The organism is Rhodococcus aetherivorans (assembly GCF_011058165.1).
GTDB lineage: Bacteria > Actinomycetota > Actinomycetes > Mycobacteriales > Mycobacteriaceae > Rhodococcus > Rhodococcus aetherivorans.
Genome location: NZ_JAALEG010000015.1, coordinates 18,654 through 37,101 on the forward strand (window position 1 = coordinate 18,654; position 18,448 = coordinate 37,101).

Sequence of the window (18,448 nt, forward strand, 5' to 3'; positions counted from 1 at the left end):
CGGGTAATCTGGATAAGACACTAGACGCCACATGTCTCATGTGCCACGCTGGGGTCATGCAGCGTGAAGACAAGATCGACCTCACTCGGCGCCTGATCGCGCACGTCGACAACAACAGCACCGACTACGCGGACGAGATGCTTCGTGTTCCGTTCTCCGTGTTCAACGACCCCGAACTGGCGAGCCTCGAACGTGACGTCGTGCGCCGATTTCCGCACATCGTGGCGCACATCGACGAGCTGAAGAAGACCGGCGACTTCGTCACCACCGAGCTCATCGGCACGCCGCTGCTGGTGATCAGGCAGTCCGACGGCAGCGTCAAGGCGTTCTCCAACGTGTGCCGGCACCGAGGTTCCAAGGTCGAATTCGAGGAATCGGGATGCAAGCGCCTCTTCAGTTGCCCCTACCACAACTGGGCGTACGGCCGTGACGGTGCGCTGCGGGGAATGCCTCACGCCGAAGGGTTCGACGGCCTGGATCGATCGCAGTACGGGCTGGTCGAGTTCCCGTGCGAGGTGCGGCACGGGCTCGTCTGGGTCGTGCCGACGGTCGGTGCCGAACTGGACATCGCGAGGGTGCTCGGTGAGAAGCACGACGCCGAGGTCGCCGACACCGGTATTGCCACGTCGTTCCAGGTCCGCAAGGAGACCTGGAAGCTCGACATGAACTGGAAGATCGCGGTCGACGGCGTGCAGGACTCCTACCATCTGTGCCAGCTGCACACCAAGACCGTGTGCAACTTCCTCGAGGGCAACATCACGGCCTTCGATCTCGTCGACAGGTCGTGGCGAATCGTTGTGGCGCGCAAGGCGATCACGGAGGTTCGCGATGCGGATCCGGATTCCTTCGATGTCCGCGACTACTCGCTCGCGAACTACACGATCTATCCCGGCACGATGCTGGTCACCGAGCCGAATCACTTCGAGGTCTGGACCATCGTCCCCGACGTCGACGATCCCAACGTCTCGTACTGCACCATCCGGTTGCTGTCTCCGGCCGAACCCACGACTCCCCGGGAGAAGCGGGTACTCGAGAAGAACTGGGAACTCCTGATGGAGACTCTCCACGCGGAGGACTGGTTCGTCACGAAGACGATCACCGACAACGTCGCGCACGGCCAGGTGGACGAACTCGTCTACGGACGGAACGAACTGCCTGGGCAGGTCTTCCACAAGATGATCTCGGGCGATGCCGCTGCGATCGCGGAGGAGCGGCGGAAGAAGGCCGGCGTGACGACATGACCTCGCGTGAGTTGCTCGAATCGTCTCCCGCACCGGGTGTACTGCAACTGACGTTGAATCGTCCGGAGGTACACAACGCGATCTCGCTGTCGCTGCAACGGGCACTCGACGAGACGCTGACCCGTGCAGCGTGCGACGACGCCGTCCGGGTCGTGGTGATCGCCGGGTCCGGTGAGCGCGCCTTCTCGGCAGGGTACGACCTGCAGGAACTCGCGGCACTGTCGTCGGACGCGAACCTGGAGGCGATGCTCGAGCGCGAGGAACTGCTCTGGCGGTATCTCGAATTCGCCAAGCCCACGATCGCGGCAGTTCAGGGCGTGTCGTACGGCGCCGGGACACTGCTCGCTGTCTGCTCCGACCTACGGGTCGGCGGATCGTCGACACAATTCACCGTGACTGCGGCGAAGTACGGTGGTGCGAACCTGACCTGGGTGCTCGACACCTTGATCGGGGCCGGACAGACGCGAGATCTGCTCATGACCTCGCGTGCCGTCGCCGGCGACGAGGCATATCGGATGGGCCTGCTCACCCGATACGCAGGTGACGGTGACGTTCTCGGGACCGCGCTGGAGGCCGCGGCGCAGATCGCAGCGCAACCACCCGAGGCGGTCCGGGAGATCAAATCGCTTCTGCTCGCCGGGCATGGTAAGGATCTGCGCAGCCGCTACGACCGCGAGAACGCGGTCGCACGCACCACGCTGCGCCCTCGCCCCATCGGCGACATGTTCACGGAATTCTTCGGTGCCCGTGCGGGAACCGACTGAAAGGGGCATCATGGACGTCTCGCTACGCCCGAACGCACCGATCGATATCTGGAATCCGGACTGGAACGATCCGTTCGATCCGACCGTCGAGGCCGGCGACGAGTTCGCCGAGCTGGTCGCCGCAGTCCGTGCGGTACAGGAGGCTTTCACGCGGTCGCGTCCCGACCCTGCCGCCGCGGCGGGTATCGCCGGGACACTGCGTTCTGTTGCACAGCGATTGGAAGAACTCGAGGTAGGCGAGGACGATCAGATCGCGGGACATCGCTGGGATCTGGCCGGTCGGGGACAGGCCCTGGCGCCGCCGCTGCACATCGACGCGGTGACGGAAACGACCGCTCGTGGGCGGGTCACGGTCGGGCGCTTCCATGCCGGTCGTTACGCGATGAACGGTGGTGTCACACCGCTGATCTTCGACGAGATCATGGCCCGGCTGGCCAATGATTCCGGACGTCCCTGGGCGCGTACGGCTTATCTGAACGTGAACTTCCGGGCGCCTGCCCCACTCGACGTCGAACTCCGTGTGGAGGCGGAGTACCTGCGACAGGACGGACGCAAGCGGTTCATGCGCGGAACCATGTACCACGGCGATGTGCTCGTCGCCGATGCGGACGGACTCTGGGTGGAACTGAAACCCGAACAGACGCTCAATATTTCCGAAGGAGGAGACGTATGAGTGGTTACTCGTTGCTCGAGGGCATGCGCATCCTCGAGGTCGCACAACTGGCGCCCGCATCGGTCGGTGGGCACCTTGCCGACCTGGGTGCCGAAGTCATCAAGATCGAATCAGGGCCGCTCGGCGATCCGGTGCGCATCGGCGGCAGCCGCGCGATCGGCGACCAGGACGGTCCGTCGTTCATGCATCTGAGGTGGAACCGGGGTAAGAAGAGCGTTGCACTCGACCTGCGGTCCCCCGAAGGCGCGCAGGCTTTCCTCGATCTCGCCCGGACGTGTGACGCGGTCGTCGAGGGCATGCGCAGCGGTTACCTCGACTGGCTCGGTGTCGGCTACGACCAGCTGCGAGAGGTCAATCCGAAGATCGTCTTCTGCACGGTCTCGGGTATGGGATCCGATGGGCCCTACAGCCGGCTCGGGACCGGGGGTCCTGTGTTCGATGCGTACGCGGGGCTGCGCGACGTGCGCACACCGGAGGAACCGCCGACCGACGGGATCGCGGGGTCCACGACTGCGCCGATCGCGATGTACGCGCTGGGTGCCTACGGCGCGATGGGCCTGCTCGCAGCGGTACATCGTGCCGATCGCACCGGTCGCGGCTGCAAGCTCGAGGTGGCGGGCATCGACGTGGCCGCGTCGTGGATGCCGGACCTGGTCGATGCCGAACTCAACAAGGATCGATCCATCCATCGCCCCACGTGGCTGCCGGACGGACGGCTGCCCGATTGGCCGCGACTCGAGGCGTACCGCACGAAGGACGACGAGGCCGTGCTGTTCGGCTCGCACGTCGACAAGTTCTGGCGCAACTTCTGCATGGCCGTCGACCGGCCGGATCTGCTCGAGATCGATCTGGCAGGTACCGATCCGGAAGCGCCGGCGCGCGCCGACCGTGTATACCGCGAGCTTCGCGAGATCTTCCTGCAGCGCACCCGCGACGAGTGGGTCGCGCTGTTCCTCGCGCACGACATCGCGGGTGGACCGGTGAACAGCGTCCGGGACATGATCGCCGATCCACACTTCGCCGGTCGCGCGAACACGTACCGCGTCGAGTACGAGGGAGTGGGTGAGCTCGAATTCGTGGTGAGCCCGGTCCGGGTGCAGGATGAGAAGTTCGCGCCGTCGCTACCGCCGGAGCTCGGGGCGGACACAGCGGAAGTCCTCCGAAAAGTGTTAACACGCAGTGTATCCGACCATTCCGGCGCGATGGGACCGATCTCGCGCGGGTAGGGGCGGCAAGGTCGGAATCCCCGCAGTCGGGTGTGCGAATTCGATGCCGCATTCTGTTGTGCCAACTATCTACAGATGTTAGATTAACTGCGACCTCGGTGACGGCGATCACACACCGCCTCGGTGGGTGATCCGGCCCGACGGTCGCGCAGCAACTCCAGACGCGCCGCCCGACGGAGGCGCGTCCGAATCGGGTGGACGGGCCCGGCGCGGGCCGCACCCCCACCGCCGTGAGCGAGAGCGGGGTACGCCGCCACGGCGAGCATGAGGAGACGACAATGAATCTGACCGATCTGGTTCGATACTGGGGCAAGACTCGTCCCGCCCAGCAGGCGATCGTGTTCGGCAACACCTCCCAGACGTGGTCCGAGGTGGACGCAGTCACTGACGCGCTGGCCCGTGGCCTCGCCGCCCGGGGCGTTCGTAAGGGTGACCGCGTCGGGGTGATGATGCTCAATCGACCGGAACTGGCGCACGTCATCCTCGCGACACTCAAGCTCGGTGCGATCAGCGTCCCGCTCAACTTCCGACTGCTCGGCAAGGAACTGGCTCCGATGCTCGTGGATTCGGCGCCGCGGGTCGTGATCGTGGAGAACGAGCTGGCTCCGTTGCTCGAGGAGGCAGCGGCCGAAACCGAGTTCGAGATCTTCGCGATCGGGGGAAGCGACCACCGTGCATACGAGACGCTGCTCGACCCCGGAAACGTGCCGGACGTTCACATCGAGGCGTCCGATCCGGCATTCATCTGCTACACCTCGGGCACCACGGGTATACAGAAGGGTGCGCTCGTCACACATCGCAGCGCACTCGCGCCCGGTATCGCGCAGGTGCTCAGCCACGGCATTTCCCGCCGCGACCGCGTGATGTGCTCGGCGCCCCTCGTCTACACCGGCTCGGTCCTGTCGATCTTCATGCAGCTCGTGGTGTTGCCGGGATCGACGATGGTGCTGCTGCGCGAGTTCGATCCGGCGATCGCCCTGGACACGTTCGAGCGTGAGCAGGTCACCGCGACCACAACAGTGCCGGTGATCTGGGAGCGCATGGCCCAGCTCCCGGACTTCGGAACCCGCAAGCTCGCGAAGTTCACGTTCGCCGGCGCCGGTGGCGCACCCGTGAGCCTGGACCTGCTCGACTTCTACAACAGCCGCGGCGTGCCGCTCACCCAGGCGTACGGACTGACCGAGGCCTCGGGAATGGTCTCGACGCTGTACTACGAGGACGCTCGTACCCGGCCGGGCTTCGCCGGCCTGGCCCTGGCCGGCACCCAGGTGCGCATCGGCAGCATCGCCGGTGGCTTCGCCGCACCGAACGAGGTCGGCGAGATTCTGGTGCGCGGCGAGCACGTCATGCGGGAGTACTGGAACAAGCCCGAGGCGACGGCGGACACGCTTGTCGACGGCTGGTTGCGCACCGGCGATCTGGGCCTGCAGGACGAAGGCGGCTTCCTCAAGGTCGTCGACCGCCGCAAGGACATGCTCATCTCCGGTGGACTCAACGTATACCCGGCCGAGATCGAGAAGGCGCTGCACGGCATCGACGGCTTGGTCGACCTCGCGGTAATCGGCGTCAAGGACGACCGATGGGGTGAGGTCCCGATGGTGGTGTTCCACAGTCAACGGCCGGCGGACGACATCGTCACCGACATCGCGTGCGTCGCGAGCGGGAACCTGGCCAGATTCAAGCGCCCCGCGGTGGCGCTCGCGCTCGACGAACCGCTGCCGCGCACCTTCTCGGGCAAGCTTGCGAAGGCTGTTCTCCGAGAGCGCTTTCAGACGCCGCCGGCCCATGCGATCCCGGTACCCCGAGAGGCGCAGTCGGCGGATGCCGCGACGTCCCGGTCCTGAGGTTCATTTCCCCTTCTCCGAGAGGACACGCACCGTGAGCAGTACCCGCGATGTGGACATCACCAAGATCATCGACGACTCGCCCCTGTCATCCCTGCAGAAGCGTGTCCTCGCCCTGTGCCTCGGTCTCGCGATCCTCGATGGCATCGACGCACAACTCATCGGGTTCGTCATTCCTGCCATGTCGGCGGACTGGGGACTGTCGCCCGCGTCCTTCGGCTTCGCGCTCGCGCTGAGTACCGGCGCGATGGTCGTGGGCAGCCTGCTCTTCGGGCCGCTGGCCGACCGCTACGGCCGCCGCAGGATCATCATGGTGTGCACTGTCATCTTCGCGGTGTTCACGCTCGCCACCGCGCTGGTGACCTCCATGACGGCGCTGATCGTGCTGCGCGTGATCGCGGGTCTCGGCCTCGGCGGTGTGACACCGAATCTCATCGCGATGGTGAGCGAATACAGTCCTGCCCGGATGAGGGCGACGATGGTGACCGTGACGGTCGCGGGCATGTCGCTGGGTGGCTTCGTCGGTGGTTTCGCGGCCGCGTTCCTCATCCCGAAGTTCGGGTGGCAGGCGCTGTTCGTCGTCGGTGGCGTGTTACCGCTGATCTTGATGGCTGTGGCGATGCGGTGGCTGCCGGAATCCGTGAAGTTCCTCGTTGCCCGAGGCCGCAACGAGGAGGCCGCGCACATCGTCGACGAGATCGCGCCCCACGCACGCGTCACCGCCACGGCCAGGTTCGTGCAGGACACGTCGACCGTGACGAAGTCGCCGGTGAGCGTCCTGTTCCAGGGCGGCCGCGCGGTCGACACGGTCCTGTTGTGGGGCGTGTTCGTCATCAACTTCCTGGTCATCTATTTTCTGCTCAGCTGGATGCCGACGCTGTTCGGCGAAGGCGGTCGGAGTGCATCGACCGCGTTGCTCGCCGCGTCGCTGTTCAACCTCGGCGGGATGACGGGTGCGCTGACATTCGGCCGGATCACCGACCGGATCGGCAACGGCTTCGTCGTGGTGATGGCGGGCTACACGCTCGGAGCCGTGTTCACTGCGCTGGTCGCGATGCTTCTCGGCAGCGGATGGTTGCTGCTGCTGGCGGTCTTCTTCGTCGGATTCGGCATGTCCGGTAGCTCGGCCGGCATCATCGCGATCGCAGCCACGGTGTATCCGGTTGCGGTCCGCGCGACGGGTGTCGGCTGGGCAATGGGCATCGGGCGAATCGGCTCGATCGCGGGTCCGGCGGTCGGCGCGCTTCTGATCGCGGCGGGGTTGGGTGCGCAGAGCATCTTCCTCCTCACGATCGTGCCGACGCTGCTCGCTGTCGTGACTCTCGGGGTCATGTCCATCCGGAATCGCCGAGCGCAGAGCAACCGCCGTTCCGAGACCGCTACGACACCCCACACCATGGCTGCAGCCGAATAGCCCTACGCGGTTGACGGTTATTCACCGCATGGAGTTCTGCTGGTGAATAACCGTTTGCCGTTCGTGGCCGCCGCAACAGGCTCATGTTGTGCCATTTACCTACAGATGTTAGATTGCGATGACGTCGGTGACGATCATCACATCCTGCAGAGCCCATCGCCTCTGCCGAACAGCGGACGGAGCGGACAGTGCCGGTGAAGTTGTCCTATTGTCGCCTGTGCCCCGCCTCGTGCGGGGTGCGGGTGGAGGTCGACGGCGATCGGATCCTCGGCATCGTCGGCGACGGACTGCACCCGTTGTCGGGCGGCTACTCGTGTCCGAAAGGACGTCGTGGTGGCGACTTCCATCAGGGGCCGGATCGGCTCACCACCTCGATGCGCCGCACCCCCGGCGGCAACTTCGAGCCCATCCCGGTGGAGGTCGCGATCGCGGAGATTGCCGAGCGCCTCGAAGCGATCACGGGGGAGCGCGGTCCGGACGCACTGGCATTGTTCATGGGAACCCAGCAGAACTTCGCGGCGCTGACCGGCCCGATGGCGCGGGCGTGGTTCCGCACCACCGGATCCCGGAAACTGTTCTCGACCATGACGATCGATCAGTCCGCCAAGTGGATCGTGCAGTCGCGGATGGGGGAGTATCTCGGCGGGCGCCAGCGCTTCGACACCGCGGACGTGTGGCTGCTGGCCGGCACGAACCCGATGGTGTCGCTCAACGGCGGTGACGGGGACGGCGCGATCACTCAGAACCCGTCCGTGACGATCCGCAGGGCGCGCGAGCGAGGGCTGAAGCTCATCGTCGTCGATCCTCGGCGCACCGAAACTGCGGTTCGTGCGGACCTGCACCTGCAGCTCCGCCCCGGCACCGATGCCGCACTGTTCGCAGGACTGCTGCACGTGATCCTGTCCGAGGGTTGTCACGATCACGGGTTCTGCGAGCGCTTCGCAGACGGCCTCGAGGAGCTCGGCGCGGCGGTCGCACCGGCGACACCGGCGCACACCGAAGCGGTGACGGGCGTGCCGGCCGCCGATGTCATCCGCGCGGCCCGGATGTTCGCGGCGGGGCGGCGGGGCATGGCGACAACGGGCACCGGGGTGTGCATGGGCCCGCATTCCAATGTCGCCGAACACCTGGCCGCGTGCCTGAACGTCGTCTGCGGTCGGTACCTCCGCGAAGGCGAGGTGACACCCAACCGGAACGTTCTCGCACGGACGACCCCGTTGAAGGCGGAGGTTCGTCCGCCGTACCGGACCTGGGAATCCGGGTTCCGCAGCCGCATCGGCGGGATCGGCACGATGAACGGCGAGCTGCCGTCGGGCATTCTTGCCGACGAGATCCTCGAGCCGGGCGCCGACCGGGTGCGGGCACTGGTGGTCTCGGGCGGGAACCCGGCGCGGGCCCTGCCGGATCGGGAGAAGGTCGAACGTGCACTGAGCGAGCTGGAGCTCTTGGTGTGCGTCGACACGCGAATGTCCGACACCGCCCGGCTGGCCGACTATGTGATCGCGCCGACGATGGCGTACGAGCGACCCGACCACACCTTGCTGATGGAGTTCTTCTTCGCCCGGCCCTTCGCGCAATACACACCACGACTCGTGGCTCCGCCCGCAGGCGTGATCGAGGACTGGGAGTTCTTCTTCCGCCTTGCCTCTGCGGCCGGGCACACGGTGAAGTTCGCCGGGCGGGTGCTCGATCCGGACGTGCCGCCCACCTCGGACGAAATGCTCGCGATGTTCGCAGAACGCGGGCGCGTTTCCATGGACGAAGTGATGTCGGCACGACGCGGCACGCTCGCGCCTCCGGAGGAGAAGGTGGTCGGTCCGCCCGCAGAAGGAGCGTCCGAACATCGCCTCGCCCTGTGCCCGGACGATGTGAGCGCAGAAATCGCTGCTGCACTGGGTGAGTCGACGCCACAACGCGGGCTCACCATGCGGCTGACGGTGCGCCGCATGCGGGAGCTGATGAATTCGGTGGGCCGGGATGTCAGCGGGCTCGCACGCTTCGGCTACAACCCCGCACACGTGAATCCGCAGGACCTGCGGCAGCTCGGCATCGAACACGGCGACATCGTGCGCATCCGCTCGGCCCACGGCCGCATCCGGGCTGTCGCACACACCGACCCCACCGTCCGACAGGGCACGGTCTCGATGACCCACTGCTGGGGTGCGTCCGACGCCGACGCGGACCCCCGCGGAGTCGGCAGCAATGTCAACGACCTGACCGGCTATGACCGAGTCCAGAACATCAACGCGATGCCGGTGATGACTGCGGTGCCGGTGGCCGTCGAATCGGAGGTCCCCGCCGGTGCTCACTGACACTTCCGCCACGACGGTCGGCGCACGCATCTGTCCGCTGTGCGAAGCGACGTGCGGTCTGCTCTTCGAACTCGGCGGACGCACGGTGACGTCGGTGAGGCCGAACCCCGACGACGTGTTCACCGCAGGGCACAGTTGCGCGAAGGGGCTGGGCCTCGGGCAACTGGAGAACGACCCCGACGTCATCCGCACTCCGTTGATCCGCGACGGGGACGATTTCCGTGAGGCAACGTGGGACGAGGCGTTTGCCGAGATCGGTCGGCGACTGCCTCCGATCATCGCGGCGGACCCCAACAGTTGCGCTGTCTACTCGGGCAACCCGGCCGCGCACCACCTGGACCCGTCGTTCTACACGTTGCCGCTGATCTCGGCGATCGGCACCCGCAATGTCTACTCGCCCGCCAGCATCGACACTCTTCCGAAGAACTACGCGAACGCATTGCTCTACGGAACCGGGCTCGGAATGGCGGTCCCCGATATCGACCGCACGTCGTATCTGCTGATCCTGGGGTCGAATCCGCTCGTGTCGAACGGCAGCACCGTCACCGCGCCGGGAATCGGGAGGCGTTTGGAAGCGCTGCGAGAGCGCGGTGGCACCCTGGTGGTGGTCGACCCGGCGCGCACCCGGACGGCGGAGGTCGCCGACCTCCATCTCGCCATCCGGCCCGGTACCGATGCGTTTCTCCTGCTCGCACTCGTCTCGGTGATCGCGACCGAGGGGCTTGCTGCGCCCGGGCGCCTGACCGGGTACGTCGACGGATTGGACGACGTCCTTCGGCTCACAGAACAGTTCACCCCGGACGCGGTCGCGGAGATCTGCGGTATCGACGCCGACGTGATCCGCCGGATCGCACGGGATTTCGCCGCTGCCGACTCGGCCGTTGCCCATTCCCGGATGGGTTCGTGCACACAGGAGTTCGGTTCGGTCGCCAACTGGATGGTCGAGATCCTCAACATCGTGACCGGCAACCTCGATCGGCCGGGGGGCGCGATGTTCCCCGTGCCACCGGCAGGCGGTCCGACCACCTGGCCCGCCAACCCGAAGGCTCCGCTCGTGTTCGACCGATGGCGGTCGCGGGTCCGGAACATGCCGGAGGCGATGGGAGAGATCCCCGCGGTCTGTTTCGCCGAGGAAGTCCTGACCCCGGGCCCGGGACAGGTGCGGAGCCTGATCACGATCTCCGGCAACCTGGCACGGTCGTTTCCGAACAGCCACGCTGTCGAGGCCGCCCTGGCCGATCTCGAATTCATGGTGTGCATCGACGGGTACCTCAACGAGACGACCCGCTATGCCGATGTCATCCTGCCACCTCCACCGCTGACGACGCGGGGCCACCACGACCTCGCGCTCACCCACTTCCAGGTGCGCAATGTGGCCCGGTACACGGCCCCGTTGCTCGAGCCGAGTCCGGGCCAGGTCCCCGAGTGGCAGATTTTGCTGCGCCTCGCGGCAATCGTCCGTGGCGAACCGGAGCGGCCGGTCACCGAGCTCGACGACGAGGTCGCCACCACAGCGATCCGTCGCGCAGCGAAGCTCGCGGGCTGCGAACTCGACGACGTCGTACGGGCGACCGCGGGCCGCACCGGCCCGCAGCGGCTGCTGGACCTGCGGTTGCGCAGCGGCCCGTACGGCGACCGGTTCGGTGCCGTTCCCGGCGGACTGACCCTCGAACTGCTCGAACGCAATCCCAACGGCATCGACTACGGGCCGTTGCAACCGCGAATCCCCGAGGTGCTGCGGACCCCGAATGGACGGATCAACCTCGTCCCCGATGCGTTGATCGCCGACCTGCCGCGCCTGCGTGACACGCTGGCACAACCCGTGCCGGAGCTGGTCCTCGTCAACCGGCGACAGCGTCGCGGTATGAACTCCTGGCTGCACAATGCGCTGCCACAGCCCGACACAGGTCAGTGTGCGCTGTTCATGAATCCGTTCGACGCTGCCGCACGCAACCTCGTGGACGGCGACACGGTGCGTATCGCATCGAAGACCAGCGCTGTCGTCGCCGAACTGCGCATCACCGACGCGATGCGTCAGGGCGTGGTGAGCCTGCCGCACGGGTGGGGTCACGACGGCCGTGGTCTCCGCACCACTCGCTCGGCCGCTGCACCCGGTGCGAACGTCAATGCCCTGGTCGACGACACCGTGGTCGAGCCGCTGACAGGCGCCCCGATCTTCAACGGTTTCCCCGTCGACGTCACCCGCGTGGAAAGGCCGCAGTCATGACCGGGGAGTCGGGTGCTCTGACCGGCACCACGATCGGTGTCGTCGGCGCCGGGATGATGGGATCGGCCCTCGCGTACACGTGCGCACGGGCCGGCGCCGACGTCGTGCTCGTTGCGCGGACCCTCGAGGGTGCGCGCCGCGGAAGGGCGTACGCCGACCGGCGCGAAATGCGTGCACTGCAGGCCGGGACGACGGATACGGCGGTCTCACAGGCGTTGCTCGCCCGCATCACGCCTACCGAACGGGTTTCGGACCTCGCGCCGGCCTCGTTGGTGGTCGAGGCCGTGGCGGAGAACGTCGCCGCCAAACAACAGGTCCTGCAGTCGGTCGAGGCCGTCACCGACCCGGGCACCTTCCTCGCGTCGACGACGTCGACCCTGCCGATCACAACGCTCGCATCCACGCTGGCACGTCCGGAGAACTTCGTCGGGATGCACTTCTTCTCGCCCGTCGACCGGATGGCGTTGGTGGAGACGATCACCGGTACGCGCACGTCGGAGACCACTCTCGCGGCATCCTTGACGTACTCACGGAAGCTCGGGAAGACGCCCATCGTGGTGCGCGACAGCCGGGGGTTCTTCACCAGCCGGGTGATGCAGCCCTATCTGGACGAGGCGATGGTCGCGGTCGGGGAAGGAATCGATCCGGTCCTCGTCGAGCGTGCGGCGCTCGAAGCGGGATACCCGGTGCCGCCATTGCAATTGCTCGACGAGATCACGTTGACCCTCAACCGCGCGGTGCAGCGAGAGAACCGAGCCGCTGTCGGGACCGCCGGCGGCGCGTGGCGGGCGACTGGTGCGGACCGTGTCCGCGACCGGATGATCGACGAGCACGGTCGAGTCGGTCGATCGGTGGGACGCGGATTCTACGAGTACGACACCGACGGCACGCGAATCGGGTTGTGGCCCGGCCTTCGCGACGTGTTCGGGACGACCCGGAATATCCCGGTCGACGACATGCGCGACCGGTTGCTCTTCGTCGAGGTGATCGAAGCGCTGCGTTGTCTCGACGAAGGTGTGATCGGTTCCGAGGCCGACGCAGACACCGGATCCGTTCTCGGCATCGGATTCCCCGCGCACACCGGTGGGGTCGTGTCGTTCAGGCGGTCCTATACCGGTGGTGCGGAGGGATTCACGGCTCGCGCCCGCGAACTTGCCGACCGCTACGGCCACCGCTTCCTCCCGCCGGAACAGAGTTCGGAAGCACACGATCAACCGGAGTATCCATGACATACGTAGTCACCCAAGCCTGCTGCAACGACGCGACGTGTGTCGCGGTGTGTCCGGTGAACTGCATTCACCCGACTCCCGACGAAGCGCAGTACGCGCGCACCGAGATGCTCTACATCGATCCGGACACCTGCATCGATTGCGGGGCGTGCGCCGACGTGTGTCCGGTGGAGGCGATCGCGCCCGACAGCGATCTCACAGCCGAGACCGAGATCTACAAGGATCTCAATGCCGCATACTTCCTGGGGAACCCGACCGTGTCCGGCCCGACGGAGGTGCCGAAGGAGCCCGTCGTCGTCGCCGAGCGGCCCGGTCCGCTGCGGGTGGCGATCGTGGGTTCCGGTCCGTCCGCCTTCTACGCTGCCGAGGAATTGCTGAAACGGCGTGACATCGACGTGGAGGTCTCCATGTTCGAGCGGCTCCCCGTCGTCGGTGGGCTCGTCCGCTTCGGTGTGGCACCGGATCATCAGACGACGAAGGCCGTCGAGCGGGTCTTCGCCCGTACCGCCGGCCGCAACGGCTTCCGCGCATTTCTCGGTGTGGAGGTCGGACGTGACCTCAGCGTCGACGAACTGCTCGACCACCACCATGCGGTGATCCACGCAGGCGGCGCTTCCGACGACCGGAAGCTCGGTATCCCGGGCGAAGACCTGCCGGGCAGCTTTGCCGCACGTGAATTCGTGGCCTGGTACAACGGGCATCCGGACTACGCCGACCGTACGTTCGATCTGTCGGGGCGTCGCGCCGTGGTGATCGGCAACGGCAATGTCGCGTTGGATGTAGCGCGGGTCCTGGCACGCGATCCCGAGCGGCTCGTGCCCGGCGACATCGCGGAGCATGCTCTGGATGTACTGCGCCGCAGCGCGATCGAGGAGGTGGTGGTGCTCGGGCGCCGCGGCCCCGAGCACGGGGCGTTCACGACACCGGAACTGCTGGCGCTGGGCTCGTTGCCCGAGCTGGACGTGACCGTCCACGGCGGTTACGACGCGCCGGAGGGCGCCTCGATCAAGCTGCAGACGATCGCCGAGTACGCGCACCGGCGTCCGCAACCGGGCAGGCGGAGGATCACGCTACGCTTCCAGGCCGCGCCGGTCGAGATTCTCGGCGGCACTCGCGTCGAGGGTCTGCGGATCGCACCGTACGGCCAGGCGGGGCCCGGCGAGGACCTCGACGCGTCTCTGGTGTTGCGGTCTGTGGGGTATCGCGGCCGTCCGGTGTCGGGTCTGCCGTTCGACGCGGTCCGCGGAACGATACCCAACGTCGCAGGTCGCGTCGTCGATCCGGCCGGCAACCGTCCGATATCCGGTGTCTACGTAGCAGGCTGGATCAAGCGGGGGCCGACCGGCGTGATCGGGACCAATCGATATTGCGCAGCCGAGACCGTCGAAGCGATCGTTGCTGACCACGAACGCGCCCTCCTGTCGCGGCCGAGCCGCACGGGCGACGATCTGGCGGCGATCGTCGAGACGCGCTGTCCGGACGCGTTCGGCTTCGACGGCTGGCGGCGCATCGACCGGTACGAACGTACCGAGGGGCGTCGTCAAGGCCGCGCCCGTCGGAAACTGGTCGAGGTCGATGCGATGCGCGCCGTCGCCCATGGTGCGGACGCCCATTCGTACTTGCCTCAATAAACAACAACCTTTAGATTTAACAGGCGGGTGTGATCTGCGCCTCACCGAGGTGGGCCCGCATCGACGACACACATTCATGGAGGGCTACATGAGCGGCACCGTTGTAGACGCTTTGACCTACTGGTCTCGGTCGAAGCCGGATCTGCCCGCGATCGATTTCGACGGCGATGTCGTCAGCTACGCAGAGCTGTCGAGCTGGGCAGACGGTGTTGCGCACGACCTCGCCTCCCGTGGCGTCGCGCCGGGTGATCGAGTGGGCTTCCTCGGTGCCAACAGCCTGGAATGGGCCGTGGCCTCGCTCGGCGCCATGAAGGTCGGCGCCATCGCCGTGGGTTTCAACCAGCGCATGCTCACCGGCGAGCTCACCACCCTCGTCGACGACTGTGAACCCTCCGTGGTCTACTGCGAAGAGGCACTGCTGCCGCGACTCGAAGAGGTCCAGCAGGCACGCAACACCTTCTCGGTCGCCGTGTTCGAGAAGGATGTGCGCCCGCTGCGCGGCCGCGAACACGCGAAGTACCGCTCGCCGGTCGTCGATCTCGACACTCCCACTGCCATCGTGTTCACCAGCGGCACCACCGGGAAGCCGAAGGGTGTGATCTTCACGCACGCCACGATTGCCGGTGAGATGCACGAGTGGTCGCTGATGGAACCGATTCAGCCGAACGGTCTGCGCCCGGTACTGGTGCTGCCGCTGTTCACCGCCGCCGGCATCGTCTGGGGCATCTCGCGTGTCGTGCTGCACGGCGGAACCTTGTTCCTGCAGCCGGGATTCGACCCGTCGTCGGCGCTGCGCGTCCTCTCCGAGGACAAGGCCAACACCCTGACCGGGCCCCCGATTCTCTTCGAACAGATCGCGAAGGTGCCCGGATTTGCCGACACGGATCTGAGCCACATGATCACCGCACACGTCGGCGGTGCCCGCGTGCCTGTCGACCTGCTGCACAAGTGGCAGGCCCAAGGGGTGTCCCTGAGGCAGATCTACGGTCAGACCGAGATCGGCGGATCGGCCACCGCAATGCCGCGGGACGAAGCCGCGGAACACCCCGACAAGTGCGGGTGGGGCGGCATCTTCACGAAGATCCGGGTGGTCGACCCCGAAGGAAACGACCTCCCGCCCAACGAAACCGGTCAGATCCTGCTGCGCGGACCGGGCATGATGCCGGGATACTGGCGCAACGAGGAGGCCACCCGTGCGACTCTGATCGACGGCTGGCTCCAGACCGGCGACCTCGGCAAGCTCGACGAGAACGGCTACCTCACGTACGTCGACCGCCTCAAGGACATGATCATCTCCGGTGGCCTGAACATCTCGCCCGCCGAGATCGAGACCGTCATCAATCAGATCCCAGGGGTCGAGGAGGTCGCGGTGATCAGCGTCCCCGACGCCAAGTTCGGCGAGACGCCGGCAGCGCTGGTCAGGACGAGCGCGCAGATGAAGGAATCCGAGGTCGTCGCCTTCTGCAACGAGCGTCTCGCCGACTACAAGGTGCCGCGCTACGTCGTCTTCATGGACGAGCCGCTGCCCCGGATGCCCAGCGGGAAGATCGCGAAGCGCCAGTTGCGCGACGCCTTCGCGGATGTGCCCGACAACTACGAGAAGGTCCGGTAATCCAGTGGTGAACCTGCAGAAAGTTGCTGTCGTTACCGGCGGGGGGCGCGGCATCGGCGCGGCCATCTCGCAGCGGCTCGCCGCCGATGGATTCGCCGTCGCGGTCAACTATTCGCGTAGTGCGCGCGATGCCGAGGACGTAGTCGCGAAGATCGTCGCGGACGGCGGACAGGCCGTGGCAATCCGGGCCGACATCTCGAAAGCCGCCGACGCGGAACGGCTCATCGCCGACACGACGGCCCGACTGGGTGCTCCCACCGTGCTCGTCAACAATGCGGGCATGAACAAGGCCGGTGCGGCCCGTAAGCAGTCCCCCGACGAGTTCGACGAAGTCATTGCGGTCAATCTCAACGGCGCGTTCTACTGTACACACTTCGCATTGCCCGCAATGTACGACGCAGGTTGGGGCCGTGTGGTGTTCGTGAACAGCCCGTCGGGCGGGCGCCGGCCGTCGCCCGGCATGAGTGCCTATTCCGCAGCCAAGGCCGGTCTCGTAGCCATGACCAAGACGATGGCGGTGGAGGTGGCCCGTCGCGGCATCACGGTCAACTCTGTGATGCCCGGCTTCGTCGCCACGGACATCGTGTCGTCGGGAGGCGAAGCCGGCGTGGAGGCCCTGACCAGGCACTGGCCGTCGATTCCGCCCGAGTCGATCGCCTCGACGGTGTCGTTCCTGGTGAGCGACAACGCCGCCGACGTCTCCGGTGAGGAGATCGGTGTGTGGCGGGGTGGCCCGGTCGGCGTCTGAGATCCGACCACGATGCGACCCGTGCCGATTCGATCGGCACGGGTCGCATCGTTGTTGCGTGCCCCCTGCACCGTGCGCGTTTCTGGTAGCTCTCGCTACCAGAAACGCGCACGGTGTTGGGTAGGTGTTACACCGACACCGGGGCTCGGTCGTCGTCCTGCTTCAGGACGGACGACGACCGGGTACGGGACAGGACGGTTGCTGCGAAACCGAGCAGCGAGACGACGCAGACCAGGAGGCTGAGCCACACCGTCGTGTCGTCGAACGCCAAGGCGACTGCGATGACCGGGACGATTGCCGCGCCGAGCGCGTTGCCGGCCTCACGACCGAGACCGAGGCCACTGTAGGCGTGCTGCGTGTGGAACAACTCGATGACGTACGCGCCCATCGGACCGAAGATGGCGGCGACTCCGACCCCGTTGCCCAGTGCCATGACCACCCAGTACAGCAACGGAGGAGTTGCTGCCCCCGACAGGAGTGAAATGCCCACCCACGCGAATACGGCGCTGTAGAGGAAGCCGAACATGATCACAGGCTGTCGTCCGACACGATCCGAGAGTGCTCCGAAGAGCGGGATCAGAACGGTATTCGTGAGTTGCGCAGCGATCAGGCCGACCAGTACTTCGGTTCTACCGAAACCGAGCTGGTTGGTGCCGAAGGTGCCCATGAACACGATGTAGAAGTAGCCGATACCGGTCTGTCCGATGGTCATCACAAGGACGGTCAGAAGGGCGCGCGGCTGCTGTCGGATCACATCGAGAATGGGACTCTTCGACAGGGCGTCGGATTCCTTGATCTCGCGGAACGCGGGCGTCTCGGGCAGGGCGCGACGGAGCCACAGGCCGTAGGCGAGGATCACGACGCTGAGCAGGAACGGAATGCGCCAGCCCCACGCGAGGAAGGCCTCTTGGGACATCAGGGCGGACACCAGGAGGAGCGACAAGGTTCCGAGCACGCCACCGAGTGCCGCGCCCATGCCGGGGAGGGAGCCGAGCAACCCACGCTTCTTCTCGGGTGCGAACTCGACGGCGACGAGGGCGGCACCGCCGTACTCACCGCTGGCCCCGATACCCTGGAGAATGCGCAGGAAGACCAGCAGAGCCGGTGCAGCCCATCCGATCTGCGCGTAACTGGGCAGAAGCCCGACGAGGAGGGTTGCCCCTCCCATCAGCAGCATCGTGAAGACCAGGATCTTCTTGCGTCCGATGCGGTCACCGAGGCTGCCGAGAATCACGCCACCTACCGGGCGGACGAGGAAGCCGACCGCGAACGTGGCGACCGCCTGTAGTGTTCCCAGGAACGGGCTCGAGCCGGTGAAGAACACGCTGGCGAAGACAATCGACGCCGCCGAGGCGTAGAGGCTGAAGTCGTAGTACTCGAGCAGGGTTCCTACGAAGGCGGCACGGCTTGCGCGTCGTGAGTCCGCGCGGGAGGGCCCGGAGGTCGTGTTCGGGGGAGGGCCTGCAGCCGCGGTCGTACGTTCGGTCATGCGAAACCTCGATGTGAGTGATGGGCGATCTGCCCGAA

13 protein-coding genes are annotated in these 18,448 nt (G+C 66.4%); 12 read left to right on the plus strand and 1 reads right to left on the minus strand.

Annotated features, from left to right (window positions below; translation table 11 throughout):
* Window positions 1-56 precede the first annotated feature (56 nt).
* The 12 genes from G6039_RS08905 to G6039_RS08960 all read left to right on the plus strand — a co-directional run bounded on the left by G6039_RS08905 (window position 57) and on the right by G6039_RS08960 (window position 16,921).
* Window positions 57-1,241 (plus strand): aromatic ring-hydroxylating oxygenase subunit alpha, encoded by a 1,185-nt coding sequence (locus G6039_RS08905; RefSeq protein WP_043799881.1) that lies wholly within the window; start codon window positions 57-59, stop codon window positions 1,239-1,241.
* Entirely contained in the window at window positions 1,238-2,005 is a 768-nt protein-coding gene (locus G6039_RS08910; protein WP_043799781.1) for an enoyl-CoA hydratase/isomerase family protein, read from the plus strand. The genes G6039_RS08905 and G6039_RS08910 overlap by 4 nt, the downstream gene beginning before the upstream one ends.
* Window positions 2,006-2,015: 10 nt before the next feature.
* The gene (locus G6039_RS08915) at window positions 2,016-2,678 is read left to right on the plus strand and encodes a PaaI family thioesterase (protein ID WP_043799783.1); all 663 of its coding nucleotides are present in this window, start codon (window positions 2,016-2,018) and stop codon (window positions 2,676-2,678) included.
* Window positions 2,675-3,904 (plus strand): CaiB/BaiF CoA transferase family protein, encoded by a 1,230-nt coding sequence (locus G6039_RS08920; RefSeq protein ID WP_043799786.1) that lies wholly within the window; start codon window positions 2,675-2,677, stop codon window positions 3,902-3,904. The genes G6039_RS08915 and G6039_RS08920 overlap by 4 nt, the downstream gene beginning before the upstream one ends.
* A 278-nt stretch (window positions 3,905-4,182) precedes the next feature.
* Window positions 4,183-5,748 (plus strand): class I adenylate-forming enzyme family protein, encoded by a 1,566-nt coding sequence (locus tag G6039_RS08925; protein ID WP_006936345.1) that lies wholly within the window; start codon window positions 4,183-4,185, stop codon window positions 5,746-5,748.
* 34 nt (window positions 5,749-5,782) lie between these two features.
* A complete protein-coding gene (locus tag G6039_RS08930; protein WP_029541596.1) occupies window positions 5,783-7,162 on the plus strand; it encodes an MFS transporter in 1,380 nt (459 codons plus the stop codon).
* 188 nt (window positions 7,163-7,350) lie between these two features.
* On the plus strand, window positions 7,351-9,474 hold the full coding sequence (locus tag G6039_RS08935) for a molybdopterin-containing oxidoreductase family protein (RefSeq protein WP_043799790.1): 2,124 nt from the start codon (window positions 7,351-7,353) through the stop codon (window positions 9,472-9,474).
* Complete coding sequence (locus tag G6039_RS08940; protein ID WP_043799793.1) at window positions 9,464-11,701, plus strand: molybdopterin-dependent oxidoreductase; 2,238 nt, start codon at window positions 9,464-9,466, stop codon at window positions 11,699-11,701. Before G6039_RS08935 ends, G6039_RS08940 begins: the two co-directional genes overlap by 11 nt.
* Window positions 11,698-12,930 (plus strand): 3-hydroxyacyl-CoA dehydrogenase family protein, encoded by a 1,233-nt coding sequence (locus G6039_RS08945; protein WP_043799795.1) that lies wholly within the window; start codon window positions 11,698-11,700, stop codon window positions 12,928-12,930. Before G6039_RS08940 ends, G6039_RS08945 begins: the two co-directional genes overlap by 4 nt.
* On the plus strand, window positions 12,927-14,561 hold the full coding sequence (locus G6039_RS08950) for an FAD-dependent oxidoreductase (protein WP_043799798.1): 1,635 nt from the start codon (window positions 12,927-12,929) through the stop codon (window positions 14,559-14,561). Before G6039_RS08945 ends, G6039_RS08950 begins: the two co-directional genes overlap by 4 nt.
* Before the next feature lie 88 nt (window positions 14,562-14,649).
* Window positions 14,650-16,173: a class I adenylate-forming enzyme family protein gene (locus G6039_RS08955; RefSeq protein WP_043799883.1), complete on the plus strand. Its 1,524-nt coding sequence runs from the start codon at window positions 14,650-14,652 to the stop codon at window positions 16,171-16,173.
* Between the two features lie 7 nt (window positions 16,174-16,180).
* Entirely contained in the window at window positions 16,181-16,921 is a 741-nt protein-coding gene (locus tag G6039_RS08960; protein ID WP_043799885.1) for an SDR family oxidoreductase, read from the plus strand.
* A gap of 127 nt (window positions 16,922-17,048) precedes the next feature.
* Here G6039_RS08960 and G6039_RS08965 read toward each other — a convergent pair whose 3' ends face one another.
* Entirely contained in the window at window positions 17,049-18,410 is a 1,362-nt protein-coding gene (locus tag G6039_RS08965; RefSeq protein WP_029541610.1) for an MFS transporter, read from the minus strand.
* Between the last annotated feature and the right edge of the window lie 38 nt (window positions 18,411-18,448).

Coding starts and splice junctions, on each gene's coding strand:
- G6039_RS08965 (WP_029541610.1), bottom strand. CDS start 18,410: ATGACCGAACGTACGACCGCGGCTGCAGGCCCTCCCCCGAACACGACC.
- G6039_RS08925 (WP_006936345.1), top strand. CDS start 4,183: ATGAATCTGACCGATCTGGTTCGATACTGGGGCAAGACTCGTCCCGCC.
- G6039_RS08905 (WP_043799881.1), top strand. CDS start 57: ATGCAGCGTGAAGACAAGATCGACCTCACTCGGCGCCTGATCGCGCAC.
- G6039_RS08950 (WP_043799798.1), top strand. CDS start 12,927: ATGACATACGTAGTCACCCAAGCCTGCTGCAACGACGCGACGTGTGTC.
- G6039_RS08945 (WP_043799795.1), top strand. CDS start 11,698: ATGACCGGGGAGTCGGGTGCTCTGACCGGCACCACGATCGGTGTCGTC.
- G6039_RS08955 (WP_043799883.1), top strand. CDS start 14,650: ATGAGCGGCACCGTTGTAGACGCTTTGACCTACTGGTCTCGGTCGAAG.
- G6039_RS08910 (WP_043799781.1), top strand. CDS start 1,238: ATGACCTCGCGTGAGTTGCTCGAATCGTCTCCCGCACCGGGTGTACTG.
- G6039_RS08915 (WP_043799783.1), top strand. CDS start 2,016: ATGGACGTCTCGCTACGCCCGAACGCACCGATCGATATCTGGAATCCG.
- G6039_RS08920 (WP_043799786.1), top strand. CDS start 2,675: ATGAGTGGTTACTCGTTGCTCGAGGGCATGCGCATCCTCGAGGTCGCA.